Genomic DNA, 17,170 nt, shown 5'->3' with positions numbered 1-17,170 from the left:
GCAATCGATCTTAATCGGGTTTCTTTCCATCAAGGAATGTATTAATGGTAGAGATCTGCGTTTGATTGTTCTCATCCTTTCCTACTGTATACTTACTATAGAAATCTTCTACAGAAGTAAGTGTATTTCCAAACAATTCCATGTTTCTTCTTACATAAGCAGGAACATTATCAAACTCATTGGCATCTCCGCCATTGGTATTAAAAGAGAGATTCCTTAAACGTTGGATGCGTTCTGCAGCTCTTCTTTTTTGCTCTTCTGCATCATCTAACACTGAATCATCAATAAAGGAAGAAGGAGATATCACTGCCTTAGGAGCAGGTGTTTCTTCTTTCTCAATCAATTGCATAGAAGGCTCTTCTTCTTGTGCAGGCGTTTCCTTGATCTCAGCAATCACAGGTTTTACTTCCTGAACAGGTTGTGGTGCGGGTTGAGCAGGCATTTCCGGTTCAGCATAAATATTCATCGGCTTACTGAACATGGTATTACCCACAGGTTGCTGAGGTTGCTCATTCACTTTGAATTGCAACAACTCATCCTGTACAATGGTCTTATTAATATGCACTTCTTCAGCAGGAGGCTCAGGAACCACCACTTCTGCAGTGATTTCAGGACTCAGCTCAAACTGTAAAGTGAAATTTTCTACCGGTTCTTCCGCCGCAGGTAGTTCTTGTTCAACAATAGCAGGTGCTGAAAACAAATTCAACATCGGCGCTACTTCTGCTACTTCTTCCATTCTTGGAGCAAATGGATCTTTATCTTCTAGTGGAAGTGTTTGCTGAACAGGTTGTGGTGCTTCTACTTTTTCTTCCTGCTTAGGAGCTTCGAGATCCAGTGTCATCACAATTTTTTCCTGCTTAGGTTCTGCTTTTTTAGGTTCTACAGGTTTTGCAAAAGGATCTTTGTGCTCAAATCCTGTTGCGATCAATGTGATACCAATTTTTTTATCGAGTGTATTGTCATAACCCATACCTACAATCACATCGGTATCTTCACCTGCTTGCATACGCAGATAGTTGTTGATGGTCTCCAGCTCATCCATAGTACACTCATGATCACCTTCAGCACTATTGATATTGATCAATATCCACTTAGCACCTCTAATATCATTATCATTCAATAAAGGAGAAGACAATGCTTCTTCAATAGCCATCTGTGCACGATTCTCACCTTCTACTTCAGCCTTACCTAAGATCGCTACACCACCATTCTTCATTACGGTACAAACATCTGCAAAGTCTACAATGATATGTCCACGGCTGTTGATCACATCCGTAATACATTTCGCAGCAGTAGCCAATACATTATCTGCTTTTGAAAATGCTTCTTTCATTTTCAGATTACCATACTGGATACGCAGTTTGTCATTACTGATCACAAGTAAAGTATCAACATAAGGCTTTAACTGACGAATACCTTCATCTGCTTGTATTTGTCTGCGTGGACCTTCAAATCCAAACGGAGTGGTAACAATACCAACAGTCAGAATACCCAGTTCTTTACAGATCTGAGCGATGATGGGTGCACCACCGGTTCCGGTTCCACCACCCATACCCACAGTAATGAATGCCATTTTGGTATTCACTTCCAGAATACGTCTGATCTCATCCAGAGATTCTTCTGTTGCTTTTTTTCCAACTTCAGGGTTGGCACCTGCACCCAATCCCTGTGTGAGATGTGGGCCTAATTGTATCTTATTGGGGATCTTACTTTGCTCGATTGCCTTGGCATCCGTATTACAAATAATAAAATCAACACCTTCGATATTCTGATCAAACATGAAGTTAACGGCGTTGCTCCCGCCTCCACCCACACCAAGTACCTTGATGATGGAGGATTTCTGTTTGGGAAGATCAAAGTGAATCATAGAGAACGTTTTTGTTGGGTTAGTAGATTGTCTGTGTTTTCATTAGGACGAATAAATAGGAAACGCTGATTATCCGTGTTTTATTTTATCATCTGATCTTCCTCTTCTTTAAAGAGATCAATCAGATTGTTTTTGAACTTATCCCAGAACTTTGTTTTTCTGGTATTGCCATCAATGGGCTGAGGAGCTGCCGGGATTTCCGGTACACTGATCTCAGGAGCTTCCACTTTCAGGTTCTTAGGCACTTCTACCTTCTTGAATTGCTCATTGAACTCTTTGTATTTGTGATCATAATCACTATACCCTTTCAAGATCAAACCCAAACAGGTTGCATACATTGGCTTTTTCAACTCTTCAATATGATTCGGCGCCAAGTGTTCATTCGGCAATCCGATTCTTGCATTCAATCCGGTAGTATATTCAGTTAATTGAATCAAATGCTTGAGCTGAGATCCACCACCGGTAAGGATGATACCACCATTCAATGCACGACTATCCAATCCTACTGTTTTGATATGATAGGTCACAAAATCAAGTATCTCACTCATTCTTGCTTGGATAATTGCCGCGAGATTCTTCACGCTGATTTCTTTGGCCGGCATTCCTTTCAACCCGGGGATCGTAATGAACGCATTGGCTTTTGCCTCATCTGCCAAAGCACTTCCGAATTGAACTTTCATGGCTTCAGCCTGACTCTTCAATACACCTAAACCCATACGGATATCATTGGTGATATTCTCACCACCAAATGGAATCACTGCTGTATGTTTTAAAATGCCTTCATAGAAAACCGCGAGGTCACTGGTACCACCACCAATATCAAGGATGGCAACACCCGCTTCCATATCGATATCACTCATTACCGCACTGGCAGAAGCCAAGGGTTGTAATACCAGATCTTTGGTACTTAAACCACTTCTGTCTACTGCACGGTGAATATTTCTGATCGCATTACGGTCACCGGTGATGATATGGAAATTAGCGCCCACTTTCACCCCATTGTAACCAACCGGATCTTTGATATTCTGAATATTGTCTACATGGAAATCCTGCGGAATCACATCAATGATCTGATCACCGGCAGGGATGAAGGTCTTACGTTGGTTATTCAATAACTGATCGATCTCCCAGCGCTGGATCTCAGTTTCATGCTCTTGACGCACCATGTCGCCACGTGTCTGTAAGCTTTTGATGTGGTGACCGGCAATGCCTACATAAACTTCATTGATCTCAAGATCAGGATTGCTGTCATAACAGTTTTGTAAAGCTTGCTGAATCGCTTTAATGGTTTGATCGATGTTCAACACTTGTCCGTGTTGTACACCGCTGCTGTTGGCACGGCCAAAACCTAATATCTCCAGTTTGCCATACTCATTCTTACGACCGGCAATGGCCGCAATTTTAGTAGTTCCGATGTCCAGACCAACAATGATGGGTGATTCATTGTGATTCATAAGGTATGTGTTTTAGTTGTTTCCAATTTTTGTGAATGGTGAATTGTCAATGGTCAATTGTGAATATTGACAATTCACCATTCACAATTCACGATTCAACTACTCATTCTTCCTCATCACCGCCTTCGGCTTCACTACTTCCTTCTTTTGTTCAGTAGCTACCTTCTTCGATAACGGATTCGTATTTATTTTATTGTTATTGTTAGTAATAGTTTTAACAGCTGCTTTTTCTTGCACAGGCTTTTCCACCACCAAGACCGGATTGGGTTTTGAAATACTGTCCTTCGGTACTGTCACCGGTACTGTAATCAAGGGATCAGTCATCTGACGTATCAAGGCCAAAGCAGCCGTAGAATCCTGTCGCATAGCCGCCGCACCCCTTTTTACTGCTACCACTTGCTTATCGAACTGTACATTCAAACGTTCATAGTAGTGTATTCCCTTTTGCAACCAGGCTTGCTTATAAAATGTATAGAGACGATTGAACTTGGCATCTAGGTCTTCTGCATTACCAATGGATACCACATGATCCCCTACCACGGGTATCAGTTCATATTGACGACCCGGTTCAATATCGATCTGAGCAACCTGTGCCATCCAGAAAGAATCTGCCAATACAAACTCTCCGATTTTCACAATATCCTTTAACAATACACTATCCGGTTTTGATAATTTGACATTATCAGAAGGAAAACCGGTGAACATAGGTACACGTGCAGATAGTTTTTCACTCAACGGCAATCGCATACCTGAACTGTCCACATAAAAAGACCCTCCCTGAATCGTGAATACACGGGCAACAGGTTGTCTTTCCTCAATCAACACTTGTAATACCTGTTGATTATCGATATACATTTCTGCATTCCGAACCCATGGATTGGTTTCCAGTGATGTTTCCATTGCGCGCAGATCCAAAGCTGCCACAGCTATTCCGGTTACTTTTCCTTTTGATTGAATCAAGTCCAGCACATCTTTCTCATCAATGAACATATGTTCTTCAATTCCGCTGATCTCAATTTTTATGTCGGTACATTTTTTTCTGTTCTTGTGTTGCATGGCTGCCCCCATCAGTACAATGGTACCAATACCCGCCAGTATCCAGACGGCTTGAATCAGCCTTTTCTTCCATGCAATCTTATTCATATACTATTGCTCCAATATCGCTTTTACCGGTTGTACCAACGCATCAATATCTCCCGCACCTGCCATCACCACCAATGATGGCTTGTTTTCTTTGATCCAATTCAGCATGTCCTGCTTCTCTAAGATCATTTTATGTTTTGCTTTCATTCTTTGTAACAGCATATCACTGGTTACGCCCGGCATAGGTAACTCTCGTGCCGGATAAATGGGTAATAAGATGATCTGATCTGCCATATCTAAACTTTCTGCAAACCCATCAGCCAGATCATTGGTTCTACTGAACAGATGCGGTTGAAAAACCAGTGTAAGTGATTGTTTGTTAAAAATGCTTCGCACACCACTGATCAATGCCCTTAGTTCTTCCGGGTGATGTGCATAATCATCGATCACCACATGCTGTGCATTTTTCAATGCATACTCAAATCTTCTGCGAACACCTTTAAAATCTGCTACTGCTGCACGAATTTTATCATCATCAATACCCAAATGTTTAGCTACTGTAATCGCTGCAACCGCATTTTCAATATTGTGCAATCCACCCATATGCAGGGTAATATCCTTAATCACCCATGTTGGACCTTGTACATCAAATGTGTAACTACCATTCTCAACTTTCAGACCTATTGTAGTCACATCTGCATCTGACTGATGATAGGCATACCGATAATTATGGGACGCATTCAGTTCAGACTCTCTACTCAATCCTTTTTTGGTTACCAAACAGCCACCGGGTTTTACTTTTCCTGCAAATTGTACAAAAGCATTCTCTACTTCTTCCGGTGTTCCATAAATATCCAAATGATCGGGATCGATGGCTGTCACCACCGCGATATCCGGAACCAGTTTCAGAAAACTACGATCGTATTCATCTGCTTCTACCACTACTACATTTCGCTCACTGCTCCAGAAATTGGTATTGTAATTGGCTGCAATACCACCTAAGAAAGCATTACATCCATAACCTGAATGACGCAACAAATGAGCAATCATGGAAGTAACAGTTGTTTTACCATGGGTACCGCCAACACAGATATTAAAAGAACCTTCGGTGATCCACTGTAATACATCACTCCGTTTAACGACCGTATATTGATGTTCGCGATAATACACTAACTCAGCATGATTGGAAGGAATGGCGGGTGTATATACCACTGCATCTACGTCTTTCGGGATCAGGTCTACCCTTTCTTCATAATGAATAGCAATACCCTGTTGTTCCAATTCTTTTGTTAAGGGTGTAACGGTTTTATCATAGCCACTTACCGCCGCCCCTCTTGATTTAAAATAACGCGCCAATGCACTCATACCGATACCACCGATACCGATAAAGTAAATTTTTTGTATGTCGTTCAGTTTATGCACGGATATAGCTTAAAACTTTTTGAGCAATCACAGTATCTGCATCTGTAATGGCCAATGAAGCGATGTTATTACTTAATGTTTGTTGCTGATCTTCATTTTTGGCAAGCGAAACCATCGTTGAAAAAAGCTTAGCAGACACTTCTGCATCCTTTACAATTAATGCCGCCTGATGATTTACCAAATGCATAGCGTTTGCGGTTTGATGATCTTCCGCAGCAAAAGGATAAGGCACAAATATCACCGGCTTTTTAACTACACATAATTCTGCCACAGACATAGCACCAGCTCTTGATATCACAATATCTGCAGCCGCATATGCTTTATCCATATCAGTAATAAAACTATTGACATAGATATTGGAGAACGGCTTTGCTCTTTGCAGGTAAGCATCTGCATTATTCTTTCCTGTTTGCCAGATCAATTGTAATCCCAGTGAAGAAAATTCATGAATATGGGCAGCTATTACTTCATTGATACTTCTTGCACCCAAACTTCCTCCAATAACGAGAACTGTTTTTTTATCATCACCCAAACCGAAAAATTTCAAAGCTTCGGTATGAGAAATATGCATAGATGTGATCGTAGATCGTACCGGATTTCCGGTGATGGTAATTTTTTCGGCAGGAAAAAATGTTTCCATACCCGCTGTTGCAACAAAAACATGAATCGCCCTTTTTCCTAGCAGCATATTACTCTTGCCTGCAAAGGAATTGGCTTCATGAATAAATGTGGGTATATTCTTTTGTTGTGCAAAACGCAGAACAGGATAGGTTGAATATCCGCCCACACCAATGACAGCATCAGGATTAAAAGACCCGATCAATTGACGTACTTTCCAAAAACTTTTCATCAATTTGATGGGTAGTGAAATATTCTTAAATAAGTTGGTTCTATTAAACCCTGCAATATCCAATCCTTCAATGGTATATCCCGCCTGAGGTACTTTTTCCATTTCCATTTTGCCCTTCGCACCAATAAATAAGATCTCCGTATCAGGCGCCAGCTTTTTAATGGCATTGGCAATAGCAATCGCCGGAAATATATGTCCACCGGTTCCTCCTCCTGCTATGATAATTTTCTTTGCCATTGCTTATACAGTTACAGTTGTGGTTTGTAATGGTGCCGGCTCCGGCTTTCCTTCCATCTGTTCCACATTTCTTGCTACACTTAATATGATACCGATAGAACAACAGGTAAATAAAAATGAACTACCCCCCATACTCACGAGTGGCAAAGTGACTCCTGTTACAGGCACTAGGTTTACATTTACTGCCATATTCGCTACTGCCTGTATCACCAGGGTGAAGCTTAATCCCAATGCGAGAAATGCACCAAATGCATAAGGACATCTTCTAAAAATTCGAATACACCTAAATAGAAATACCAGATAGATAAAAATCATGAAAGCACCACCTAACAATCCATATTCTTCAATGATAATGGAATAGATAAAATCATTATAAGCCTGTGGTAAAAAATTTCTCTGCTGACTATTACCCGGACCTAACCCCATTAAGACCCCACCATTCGCAATGGCAATTTTAGCTTGCTGTACCTGGTAGGGCACTTCTGCCTGTTCTGCATAAATAAAATCTTGTACACGCTTTACCCAGGTTCCAAATCGTCCGATTGATTTTGCTTTTTCTGCTACCACAGGCCCATCAGCTTTGGCTTTACTCTGATGGGTCATTACAGCTACCGATATAATAAAAAGCACCGGTATCAATGCGATACCAATCGTAAGTAAAATATGCTTCAGACTTACACGACCGATAAACATCAATAACAGTGAGGTAGCTCCTGTGAGTAAAGCATTAGAAAGATTGGCCGGCATGATCAAAGCACAAATAATCAGTACGGGTATTACTACCGGAAGAAATCCTTTTTTAAAGTCCTTGATGATTTCTTGTTTCTTGCTCAGCAATCGCGAAATGTACATGAACAATGCCAGTTTAGCCAAGTCACTGGTTTGTACCGTTAATTGTATGATCGGTAATTTAATCCATCTGCTTCCCTCATTGATTCTTGCTCCAAAAAACAAGGTATAGATCAATAATGGAATCGATATTAAAAAAAGAATGGTAGCTATTCGTGAGAATAAGGAATAATTGATCCGGTGTAGAAAGTAGATCAATAACAATCCCACCACCGTAAATGATACCTGTTTAAAGAGATAAACATTGGTATTACCCTTATACATCTTATAAGCCAATGACCCGGTAGCACTGTATACTACTAGAATGGATATCAATGATAAGAGCAAAACAATTCCCCAGATATATTTATCCCCTCTTGCTCTATCTACAAGCTGACTCCTAACCCCTTCTACACTGGGTATCTGAGAAAATAGTTTATCGGTTACTTCTGACATATTGTATTTCTGATTCCGTCCGGATCAACAAAAAGATTTCATAATTCTTTTACCGCTTCTTTGAACTGTGTACCGCGATCTTCATAATTTTTGAACAGATCAAAACTGGCGCATGCTGGACTTAATAAAACCACATCACCTTTTGCTGCCAACTTAAAAGAAGTATTCACAGCTTTCTTAGCGCTATCCGTTTCAACAATTACAGGAACAATGTCTTTAAATGCCTCTATGATCTTACTATTATCGAGCCCCATACAAACAATGGCTTTTACTTTTTCCTTAACCAGTTCCTCGATCAGGGTATAGTCATTACCTTTATCTGTACCACCCAATACCAATACAGTAGGCTTGGTCATACTTTCCAATGCATACCAAGTACTGTTTACATTGGTAGCTTTACTGTCATTAATGAACTCAACACCTCTTACCATCGCAACAAACTCCATGCGATGTTCCAGACTATGGAAATTCTTGACGGCTTCTCTGATCTTTTCTTTCCTGATTCCCAAAGTCGTTGCGGCAATACCTGCAGCCATAGTGTTGTAGTTGTTGTGTTTACCCTTGAGGGCAAAATCATAAATACTCATGCTTACTCTTTCTTCTTGGATTCTCAGCATCATCTGGTCTCCTTTGATGTAGCCGCCTTTTTTTACTTCTTGTTTCATAGAGAATGGTAATGGGTTAGTATGGATGGTTAGTAATCTCAGTTTGTTCATGATCACTTCATCATCTTGACAGTAGATGAAATAATCATTCATGGTTTGGTTTTGAATGATCTTGAATTTGCTGTTGATATAGTTCTCGAACTTGTAGTCATACCGATCGAGATGATCTTCCGTGATATTCAACAACACACTTACATCTGCACGGAAATCCTTGATATCATCCAGCTGAAAAGAACTGATCTCTGCTACATACAATGGTTTAGGATCTTCAGCAACTTGCTTGGCGAATGAGTAACCAATATTGCCCACCAAGGCACAATCCAATCCCGCTGTTTTACAGATGTGATAAATCAATGATGTAGTAGTGCTTTTTCCATTGCTACCGGTAATGGCTACGATCTTACTATCACCTTTAAACCGGTAAGCCAACTCCACTTCACTGATCACCGGAATACCTTTGGCACGTATAGCTTTCACTACTTCATTTTTTTCCGGTATACCCGGACTCTTCATCACTTCATCTGCATTCAGGATCAGTTCTAAACTGTGTTTAGCTGATTCAAAATCAATCTGATTGTCAATGAGCTCTTTTTCATATACAGGTTTGATCTGTCCGCCATCACTCAGAAAAACATCATACCCTTTTTGTTTTCCAAGTAGCGCAGCACCTACACCGCTTTCTCCACCACCTAATATGACCAGTCTGTGTTGCTTCATTTCCATTATCTCATTTTCAGGGTCAGAATCGACATCACCACACACAATACTGTAACGATCCAAAACCTGATAGCAATTTTATTTTCATGGAATCCTTTCTTCTGATAGTGATGGTGTAATGGACTCATCAGAAAAATCCTTCTGCCCTCACCAAATTTTTTCTTCGTGTATTTGAAATAGCTCACCTGAATCATGACACTTAATAATTCGATGAGAAAAACACCACAGAAAATAGGGATCAATAATTCTTTTCGAACAATGATGGCAAGTGAAGCGATGATACCTCCTAATGCAAGACTTCCGGTATCACCCATGAACACTTGTGCAGGGTACACATTGTACCATAAGAAACCAATACACGCACCTACAAATGCGCCTACGAATATGGACAACTCACCTAGATTGGGTATGTACATCACATTCAGATAGTCGGCTAATACATAGTTACCACTCACATAAATGAATACTCCTAAAGCCACCCCAATGATCGCACTCACACCTGCTGCCAATCCATCCAATCCATCTGTAATATTTGCGCCGTTGGATACTGCAGTAATGATGAATGTTACGATGAGTATATAAATGATCCAGGTATACTTCTCTGCATCTTTACCCATCCAGCTGATCAGTTTGCTGTAATTGAATTCATGATTTTTTACAAAAGGAATGGTGGTGATAGGAGTCTTTACTTTTACATATCGACGTTCCTCACCATTGATGGTTCTGGTAACGATATTGGTATCTTTTGCAAAACGTTCTCCTTGCTGCAGCGTTGCATAAGCTGTTGAAACGATCTCTCTTTCTACTGTTACCGCATTACTGAAATACAGTGTAGTACCAATGATGATGCCCAATCCTACTTGTCCAATGATCTTAGAGATACCTGCCAAACCATCACTATCTTTTTTCTTGTAAGACTCTCCTTTTTGTTGCGCTGATTTTCTTGCGCGTATTTTAAAGTAGTCATCCAGAAACCCGATGATACCCAGCCAAACCGTACACAAAATCATCAAACGGATATATACTTTATCCAGATTGGCAAAGAGTAAAGTCGGAATCAATATGCTCAAAAGAATGATGATACCGCCCATGGTGGGTGTTCCTTTCTTCAGGTGCTCACCTTGTAGTCCTAAATCTCTGACTGTTTCACCGATCTGTTTTTTCTGCAGGAATAAAATCAAACGCTTACCATACACAGTGGCAATGACTAGCGACAAAAGAACCGCCATCGCAATCCTGAAAGTCAAGAATTGAAACATACCTGCACCGGGCATGTTGAACTCCTGTTTTAGCCATGTAAATAATTGGTATAACATGTGTTTGGTTTTGATTATTTACCCAATTCTTTAAACATCTCCTGTAACACTTCTTTATCGTCAAAAGCATATTTTACGCCTTTGATATCCTGGTATTTTTCGTGCCCCTTGCCTGCTACTAAAATGATATCATCAGCACCTGCATAACTTACCGCTGTTCTAATCGCCTCCTTTCTGTCTACAATAGAGATGTATTTTCTTCTTGCAGAACTACTCAACCCTCCTTCCATATCTTTCAAAATCATTTCCGGGTCTTCTGTTCTAGGATTATCGCTGGTCAATATCACTCTGTCACTCAAGTCACATGCTGTTTGCGCCATGATAGGACGCTTGGTCTTATCTCGATCACCACCACAGCCTACAACCGTAATCACCTGCTCATGCCCTTTTCTTAACTTTTTGATGGTCATCAGTACATTCTCCAAAGCATCGGGAGTGTGTGCGTAGTCTACAATACCGATGATGAGTCCACTACTGATTACATAATCGAACCTGCCCTCTGCACCACTCAACATGCTTAACTGGGTAAGCACTTCATCACTCTCTTCTCCCAAACAAACAGCAGCACCATATACAGCCAATAGATTATACGCATTGAATTCACCGATCAAACGAAAATGAACTTCTTTATCATTCACTGTCATTACCAGACCTGTCAATGCATTCTCCAGAATCTTTCCTTTGAAGGATGCCAATGTTTTAAGGCTGTAGAAATATTTGGTCGCCTGTGTATTCTGCAACATCACTTCTCCTCGCTTATCATCTGCATTCGAAATAGCAAAAGCCGATGCAGGCAAATGATCGAAGAATGATTTTTTTACACGGATATATTCTTCAAAAGTTTTATGATAGTCTAAATGATCATGTGTGATATTGCTAAACAATGCACCGGTAAACTGCAACCCTGTAATGCGATGCTGATGAATAGCATGACTACTGCACTCCATGAAAACATGACTACATCCGGAATCAACCATAAGTCTGAGCAATGCATTCAGATTAACCGCATCAGGAGTAGTATGGGTAGCAGGAATAATATCATTCCCAATCTGATTCTGTACCGTACTAATCAAACCACATTTATATCCCAATCTGCTGAATAATTTAAAGAGTACAGTAGCAATCGTTGTTTTTCCATTGGTTCCTGTAACACCTACCAATTTTACTTTCGTAGAAGGCTCATCATAAAACTGATGTGCCATAAAAGCCACTGCTTCTTGTGTATCATTTACCTCCAGATAAGTAACTTCTTCTTGAAAAGTTGCAGGCATCTTATCACATACGATGACTGTGGCCCCAGACTCAATAGCTTTATCGATGAATTGATGTCCATCTGAAACTGCTCCTCTGATCGCTACAAATACATTGCCCTTTTCCAGTTTTCTGGAATCGATCTGAATACCGGTTACCCTAATATCTGTACTACCATGTACCTGCTTCAGATGAACCTTGTATAATATGTCTTGCAGTTTTGTCATCTCCATTTAATTAAGCGCGATATTGACCAGTTGTCCTTTGGCAAATTGTTGTCCGGGTAATATCGATTGAGCAACTACTTTTCCTTTTCCCTGTACCTGTACTTTTAATCCTAAATTCTCACACAGATAAACCACATCTTTCAATCCCATTCCTTTTAGTAGAGGCATGGCTTTATCAGAAACTTGTTTGGCTTGAATCGTAACTGTACTATTCTTTCCACTCATCGCCACCCACTCATCTGCCCTACGAGATGAATCCTTGAATGGGATATTCAATTTTTGTGTCACAGTTGTCACATCCGGTTTGAAACCTGCATACATGAAATAACTGCTATCTAATTTTGCTTGCTGCTTTGCAATATTGCCTACACGTACATAGGTGCTGAATAATCTATCAGCGATTTCTTTAAATACAGGTCCGGCTACCGAACCACCATAGTATACAGCTGCATGTGGCTTATTCTTGATCACTACTATACAAGTATATTGGGGATCATTAGCAGGAAAATAACCGGCAAAAGAAGATTGATAAATCTTGTCAGCATATCCTCTGTTACCATTGGCAACCAAAGCTGTACCTGTTTTACCGGCAACTGCATAAGGCGATCCTTTGAAAAGCAAGGCAGCTGTACCCGATATACAAACACCTTCCAAACATTCTCTTAGCTGTTTCAATGTTTCATCACTGCAGATTTTCTCATCAACCACTGTTGGAGCAAATGATTTTTGAAGCACACCCTCTTCTTTGATAGCAGATACCAAATAAGGCTTCATCATCTTACCATCATTGGCCACAGCATTGTAAAGCGATAAGGTTTGCAATGGACTCACCGCCAAATTGTAACCGAATGCCATCCATGGCAAAGTGGTAGGCCCCCAAAGTTTATGTCCGGGTTTGAAAATGGTTGGATTACGTTCACCGGTTAGATCGATACCTGTGAGTGTATCCATTCTCATTTTTTTCAGGTGCGCAATAAAACGAGAAGGATTGGATGCATAGTGCGCAGAAGCTAGTTTCGCCATCCCAACATTGGAACTCAACTCGAATGCTTGCTTGACTGAAACAATATTTCTTCCATGCTTTTCGCTATCATACACCACCTGACCGGCAGTTTTCCAAGTACCACCCTCTAAATCCACACCTTGATTCAAACTGATTTTTTTGTCTTCCAGCAAAGCCATCATAGTAGCTAGCTTGAAAGTAGAACCGGGTTCAGATGGACTGATTGCATAGTTAAAGTCTTCCCAGTAGTTGCCCTCTCCTCTTTTTCCTAAATTGGCAATGGCTTTGATCTTACCGGTTTTGGTTTCCATCACGATCGCTGTTCCATATTCAGCTTCGTTTTTGATCATCATTTTCATCAAGGCATTCTCCGTCACTTCCTGAATGAAAACATCAATGGTACTTACAATGTCTTTGCCTGTCTCAGGTTCAATTTCATAGGTATCTGCATCAACCGGAACATGAACACCACCTGCAATAGATCGAACCAATTGTTTGCCGTTTCTTCCTTTTAGGATGCTATCATAAGTCATTTCCAATCCTACCTTATTCGCATCTCTTGCCAAACCGATGGTTCTAAAGGCCAGCATTTTGTATGGGTTCAGACGAATGGTTTTTTCATTAGCGATCATGCCACTCTTATACCTACCCAAACGAAACAGCGGGAATTTTCTCAATTGCTCGTATTCACGGAAAGAGATTTTCTTTTTTAGCAGGAAATACGCATCGTTGTTTTTATAGCCTTGCTTTAATAAAGCTTTATAATCTTCCTTAGACTGATCTTTAAAAAGATCTGCCAAATAATAACTCAGAGAATCAATGTTCTCACGAAACAACAATCCATTTTTTGCGCGGAGCGATTCTACCCTGAAATCCATGTAGATATCGAACTGAGGAATACTGGTACTGAGCATTTGTCCGTCTTCACTATAAATGGTGCCACGCTCAGCTTCTATTTCGTCGATGCGTTGATGAAGACTGTCGCTCATACTTCTCCAATAGCCACCTTCTACTTGCTGAATGTATACCGCCTTACCAAAAATGGCGATACAAACAGCCACCACCAGTATATAACTGAGGTATACACGCCAAAGTATGTCGCGTTTTACTTCCAAGGTAGGGTACGGTTTTTATAAGTCAATCCAAAAAAAATCCATTCACATTTCACAATTCACAATTCACCTTTCACTCTTCACTTCTCACTCTTCAACCTCACCGGCGTCTCCTTAATCACTTTCAATCCCAACGGCTCTGTCGCCTTAATCACTTGCTGCTCTTCACTCTTAAACATCACTTCACTCTTCAGTGTCTTGTATTCATATTGCAGCTCTTTCAACTGCTTTGTTGTATTGTTGATATTCCGAATTGTTCTATCAGCCATATGTCCGTTAGCGATATATAAAACCGCCAGAAAAGACAGAAAAAGAAAAAACGGAATGTTCTTCAGTATCCACTGATAGTTGAATAAACCTTTCAGCGGATTTTTTTGCGTTTGTATTTTTTCTGACTCGGACATTTTTTTAGTTGACAGATGATAGTTGACAGTTGACAGACAAACCCTTTCATTTTTCACCTTTCACCATTCACATTTCACCTCTCACTACTCACTCACACCCTCTCCGCCACTCTCAACTTTGCACTTCTGCTTCTGCTATTTTGTTTCAGCTCTTCTGCTGATGCTGTTATTGGTTTTTTTGTGATCACTTTCAGCACTTGCTCTTTCACTACAGGCAACAGCGGGTTATCAGGTGTTTCGTCGAAACTCCCCTGCCGGAAAAAGTTCTTTACCAGCCTGTCTTCTATAGAATGGAAAGTGATGATGGCAATACGACCACCTGCTTTGAGTACAGCAGGAACCTGCTGTAACATTTCTTTCAATGCCCCCATTTCGTCGTTCACTTCCATACGAAGCGCCTGGAATACCTGAGCCAAGTACTTGTTCGGATTTCCTTTCACCACCGGACTAATCAGTGCCTTAAACTGTTCGATGTTTTGTACTTGGATATGATTGCGTTGTTGAACGATTTGCTTGGCCAGTGTTTTTGAATTACTGACTTCGCCATACTGTTCAAACAATTTGTGCAATTGTTGTTCGGTATATCCTTTTACAATATCTGCAGCACTGAGCGATTGGCGTCTATCCATCCGCATATCCAATGGACCGGAGAAGCGAATAGAGAAGCCGCGATCACCTTCATCAAACTGGTGACTGCTAACACCCAGATCAGCGAGAATACCATCAACTGCCTGTACTTCATGCAAACGAAGAAAGCGTTGCAGGTGACGAAAGTTTTGCGGTACAAAGACTACGCGACCATCATCCGGAATATTTTTCTGCGCATCTGCATCTTGATCAAAGGCAAAGAGCTTGCCTTTTTCATTCAACTGCGCCAATATTCCTCTGCTATGTCCACCACCACCGAAAGTGCAATCCACATATACACCATCGGGCTTGATCGACAAACCTTCCAGGGTTTCATGATAGAGGACGGGGATATGATAACCTGTGTTCAATTTGAAAATTTGAAAATTTGTCCCGCTTTTGTCGGGATTGAAATATTTTTTCCTAAATCGACCAACTTAAAAAATGAGAGGAGAGTTGAGAAGTCGAAAATGAACCTTACGATGTTTTTCATTTTCAAATTGTCAAGCTGCATCATTCTCAAATTTTATCAGTCATCACTTCCTGCGCCAGGCTACTGAAAGCTTCTGGTGAGAAATCCTCAAAGAGCTGTTTGTACTTACCAGCATCCCAGATTTCGAAACGATCCATTGCGGCGGCAAGGATGATATCCTTACCTAATCCGGCAAACTCCTTCAGTGAAGCAGGCAACAGCATACGACCGGCATTATCCAGTTCTATTTCTGTAGCACCACCCAAAAACTGACGGCGGAATTGACGTACTTTGGGGTCGAAATCATTCAACTGGCTAATCTTGGCAATGATTAATTCCCAACTTTTCAAAGGATACAACGTGAGACATTTTTCGAAACCACGGCTGAGTATGAAACGGCTCTCCCCCTCCGGCAACTGTTTTTTCAGTCCGCCCGGAAGCAGGAAACGCCCTTTCGCGTCAACTGTAGCTTCGTATTCTCCGTGAAATCCGGTCATTGGTGAATAAATATTTTTAAGATTACCACTTGTTGACACAAAATAACACTTTTTCCCACTTTTAACCCGTATTTGGGGAGACTCTATTTATCCACAAATAGAAAATCGCTGTAATACAATACTGCATTGAATTGCAGGAGATGAAGGCAAAAGGGCATGTGAATGAAATGTGGATTCGTGTGAATAGTGCGTGGAAAACCAATCAAAAACCTTAATAGTCTTGTACTTCATTGAAAATCAATCCATAAAGAATCACATCCATGAACCCTATCGGCTACTCCGGAAAACCCATCTGGCAGAAACTGGGTATTAAGCCCGAAACCCGCATCAGGCTTGTGTCAGCACCGGAACACTATGAGCAGATGATCGGTTTATCGGTCAGCCAACAGGTGGTAAAAAGTGGGGAAGCCGATTTGACCCATTGTTTTGTTACCAGTCGGCAAGAACTCACAACCATCTTCCCAAAACTCATCACCCAAACAGCCCCGGGTGGCAGTATTTGGATATCCTGGTATAAAAAATCGGCAAGAATTCCCACCGATCTTACAGAAGATACCATCCGATCCATTGTACTGCCTACAGGCTGGGTAGATGTGAAAGTATGCGCGGTAAGTGAACAATGGAGTGGATTGAAGTGCATGAAAAGAAAGAAATGATCGCTCCACTGCAAGCTTCATCATTA

14 protein-coding genes are annotated in these 17,170 nt (G+C 40.8%); 1 reads left to right on the top strand and 13 read right to left on the bottom strand.

Annotated elements, in window-relative coordinates; all coding sequences use genetic code 11:
* Positions 1-10 precede the first annotated feature (10 nt).
* The 13 genes from ftsZ to mraZ all read right to left on the bottom strand — a co-directional run bounded on the left by ftsZ (position 11) and on the right by mraZ (position 16,527).
* Entirely contained in the window at positions 11-1,867 is a 1,857-nt protein-coding gene (ftsZ, locus tag ACTIEV_RS11195; protein ID WP_178889023.1) for a cell division protein FtsZ, read from the bottom strand.
* Between the two features lie 80 nt (positions 1,868-1,947).
* The gene (gene ftsA, locus ACTIEV_RS11190; RefSeq protein ID WP_178889024.1) at positions 1,948-3,321 is read right to left on the bottom strand and encodes a cell division protein FtsA; all 1,374 of its coding nucleotides are present in this window, start codon (positions 3,319-3,321) and stop codon (positions 1,948-1,950) included.
* Positions 3,322-3,420: 99 nt separating this feature from the next.
* A complete protein-coding gene (locus tag ACTIEV_RS11185; protein ID WP_322196361.1) occupies positions 3,421-4,464 on the bottom strand; it encodes a cell division protein FtsQ/DivIB in 1,044 nt (347 codons plus the stop codon).
* 3 nt (positions 4,465-4,467) lie between these two features.
* Entirely contained in the window at positions 4,468-5,826 is a 1,359-nt protein-coding gene (murC, locus tag ACTIEV_RS11180) for a UDP-N-acetylmuramate--L-alanine ligase (RefSeq protein ID WP_322196360.1), read from the bottom strand.
* Positions 5,819-6,913: an undecaprenyldiphospho-muramoylpentapeptide beta-N-acetylglucosaminyltransferase gene (gene murG / locus ACTIEV_RS11175; RefSeq protein ID WP_322196359.1), complete on the bottom strand. Its 1,095-nt coding sequence runs from the start codon at positions 6,911-6,913 to the stop codon at positions 5,819-5,821. Before murG ends, murC begins: the two co-directional genes overlap by 8 nt.
* Before the next feature lie 3 nt (positions 6,914-6,916).
* On the bottom strand, positions 6,917-8,197 hold the full coding sequence (locus tag ACTIEV_RS11170; protein WP_322196358.1) for an FtsW/RodA/SpoVE family cell cycle protein: 1,281 nt from the start codon (positions 8,195-8,197) through the stop codon (positions 6,917-6,919).
* A 38-nt stretch (positions 8,198-8,235) separates the two neighbouring features.
* Positions 8,236-9,585 (bottom strand): UDP-N-acetylmuramoyl-L-alanine--D-glutamate ligase, encoded by a 1,350-nt coding sequence (murD, locus tag ACTIEV_RS11165; RefSeq protein ID WP_322196357.1) that lies wholly within the window; start codon positions 9,583-9,585, stop codon positions 8,236-8,238.
* A complete protein-coding gene (mraY, locus tag ACTIEV_RS11160; protein ID WP_322196356.1) occupies positions 9,585-10,895 on the bottom strand; it encodes a phospho-N-acetylmuramoyl-pentapeptide-transferase in 1,311 nt (436 codons plus the stop codon). The genes murD and mraY overlap by 1 nt, the downstream gene beginning before the upstream one ends.
* A gap of 14 nt (positions 10,896-10,909) precedes the next feature.
* Positions 10,910-12,373 (bottom strand): UDP-N-acetylmuramoyl-L-alanyl-D-glutamate--2,6-diaminopimelate ligase, encoded by a 1,464-nt coding sequence (locus ACTIEV_RS11155; RefSeq protein WP_322196355.1) that lies wholly within the window; start codon positions 12,371-12,373, stop codon positions 10,910-10,912.
* A gap of 6 nt (positions 12,374-12,379) precedes the next feature.
* Positions 12,380-14,491 (bottom strand): penicillin-binding protein, encoded by a 2,112-nt coding sequence (locus ACTIEV_RS11150; RefSeq protein WP_178889031.1) that lies wholly within the window; start codon positions 14,489-14,491, stop codon positions 12,380-12,382.
* A gap of 77 nt (positions 14,492-14,568) precedes the next feature.
* Positions 14,569-14,892: an FtsL-like putative cell division protein gene (locus ACTIEV_RS11145; protein WP_178889032.1), complete on the bottom strand. Its 324-nt coding sequence runs from the start codon at positions 14,890-14,892 to the stop codon at positions 14,569-14,571.
* Between the two features lie 92 nt (positions 14,893-14,984).
* Complete coding sequence (rsmH, locus tag ACTIEV_RS11140; RefSeq protein WP_322196353.1) at positions 14,985-15,890, bottom strand: 16S rRNA (cytosine(1402)-N(4))-methyltransferase RsmH; 906 nt, start codon at positions 15,888-15,890, stop codon at positions 14,985-14,987.
* Between the two features lie 148 nt (positions 15,891-16,038).
* Positions 16,039-16,527, bottom strand: a complete 489-nt coding sequence (gene mraZ, locus ACTIEV_RS11135) for a division/cell wall cluster transcriptional repressor MraZ (RefSeq protein ID WP_322196352.1) — start codon at positions 16,525-16,527, stop codon at positions 16,039-16,041.
* Positions 16,528-16,748: 221 nt separating this feature from the next.
* Between mraZ and ACTIEV_RS11130 the strand changes: the two genes are divergently transcribed.
* Positions 16,749-17,144, top strand: coding sequence for a hypothetical protein (locus ACTIEV_RS11130; protein WP_322196351.1), 396 nt, complete (start codon positions 16,749-16,751; stop codon positions 17,142-17,144).
* The last annotated feature ends 26 nt before the right edge of the window (positions 17,145-17,170 follow it).

This window comes from Sediminibacterium sp., assembly GCF_051861365.1.
In the GTDB taxonomy this organism is placed as follows: Bacteria; Bacteroidota; Bacteroidia; order Chitinophagales; family Chitinophagaceae; genus Sediminibacterium.
The sequence above is the reverse complement of the archived record's forward strand: the minus strand, read 5'-3'. Positions and strand labels throughout refer to the sequence as shown.

What these genes read in the sequence shown, in the direction of transcription:
- ftsZ (WP_178889023.1), bottom strand. Translation starts at nt 1,867, where the DNA reads ATGATTCACTTTGATCTTCCCAAACAGAAATCCTCCATCATCAAGGTA.
- ftsA (WP_178889024.1), bottom strand. Translation starts at nt 3,321, where the DNA reads ATGAATCACAATGAATCACCCATCATTGTTGGTCTGGACATCGGAACT.
- ACTIEV_RS11185 (WP_322196361.1), bottom strand. Translation starts at nt 4,464, where the DNA reads ATGAATAAGATTGCATGGAAGAAAAGGCTGATTCAAGCCGTCTGGATA.
- murG (WP_322196359.1), bottom strand. Translation starts at nt 6,913, where the DNA reads ATGGCAAAGAAAATTATCATAGCAGGAGGAGGAACCGGTGGACATATA.
- ACTIEV_RS11170 (WP_322196358.1), bottom strand. Translation starts at nt 8,197, where the DNA reads ATGTCAGAAGTAACCGATAAACTATTTTCTCAGATACCCAGTGTAGAA.
- murD (WP_322196357.1), bottom strand. Translation starts at nt 9,585, where the DNA reads ATGGAAATGAAGCAACACAGACTGGTCATATTAGGTGGTGGAGAAAGC.
- mraY (WP_322196356.1), bottom strand. Translation starts at nt 10,895, where the DNA reads ATGTTATACCAATTATTTACATGGCTAAAACAGGAGTTCAACATGCCC.
- ACTIEV_RS11155 (WP_322196355.1), bottom strand. Translation starts at nt 12,373, where the DNA reads ATGACAAAACTGCAAGACATATTATACAAGGTTCATCTGAAGCAGGTA.
- ACTIEV_RS11145 (WP_178889032.1), bottom strand. Translation starts at nt 14,892, where the DNA reads ATGTCCGAGTCAGAAAAAATACAAACGCAAAAAAATCCGCTGAAAGGT.
- ACTIEV_RS11130 (WP_322196351.1), top strand. Translation starts at nt 16,749, where the DNA reads ATGAACCCTATCGGCTACTCCGGAAAACCCATCTGGCAGAAACTGGGT.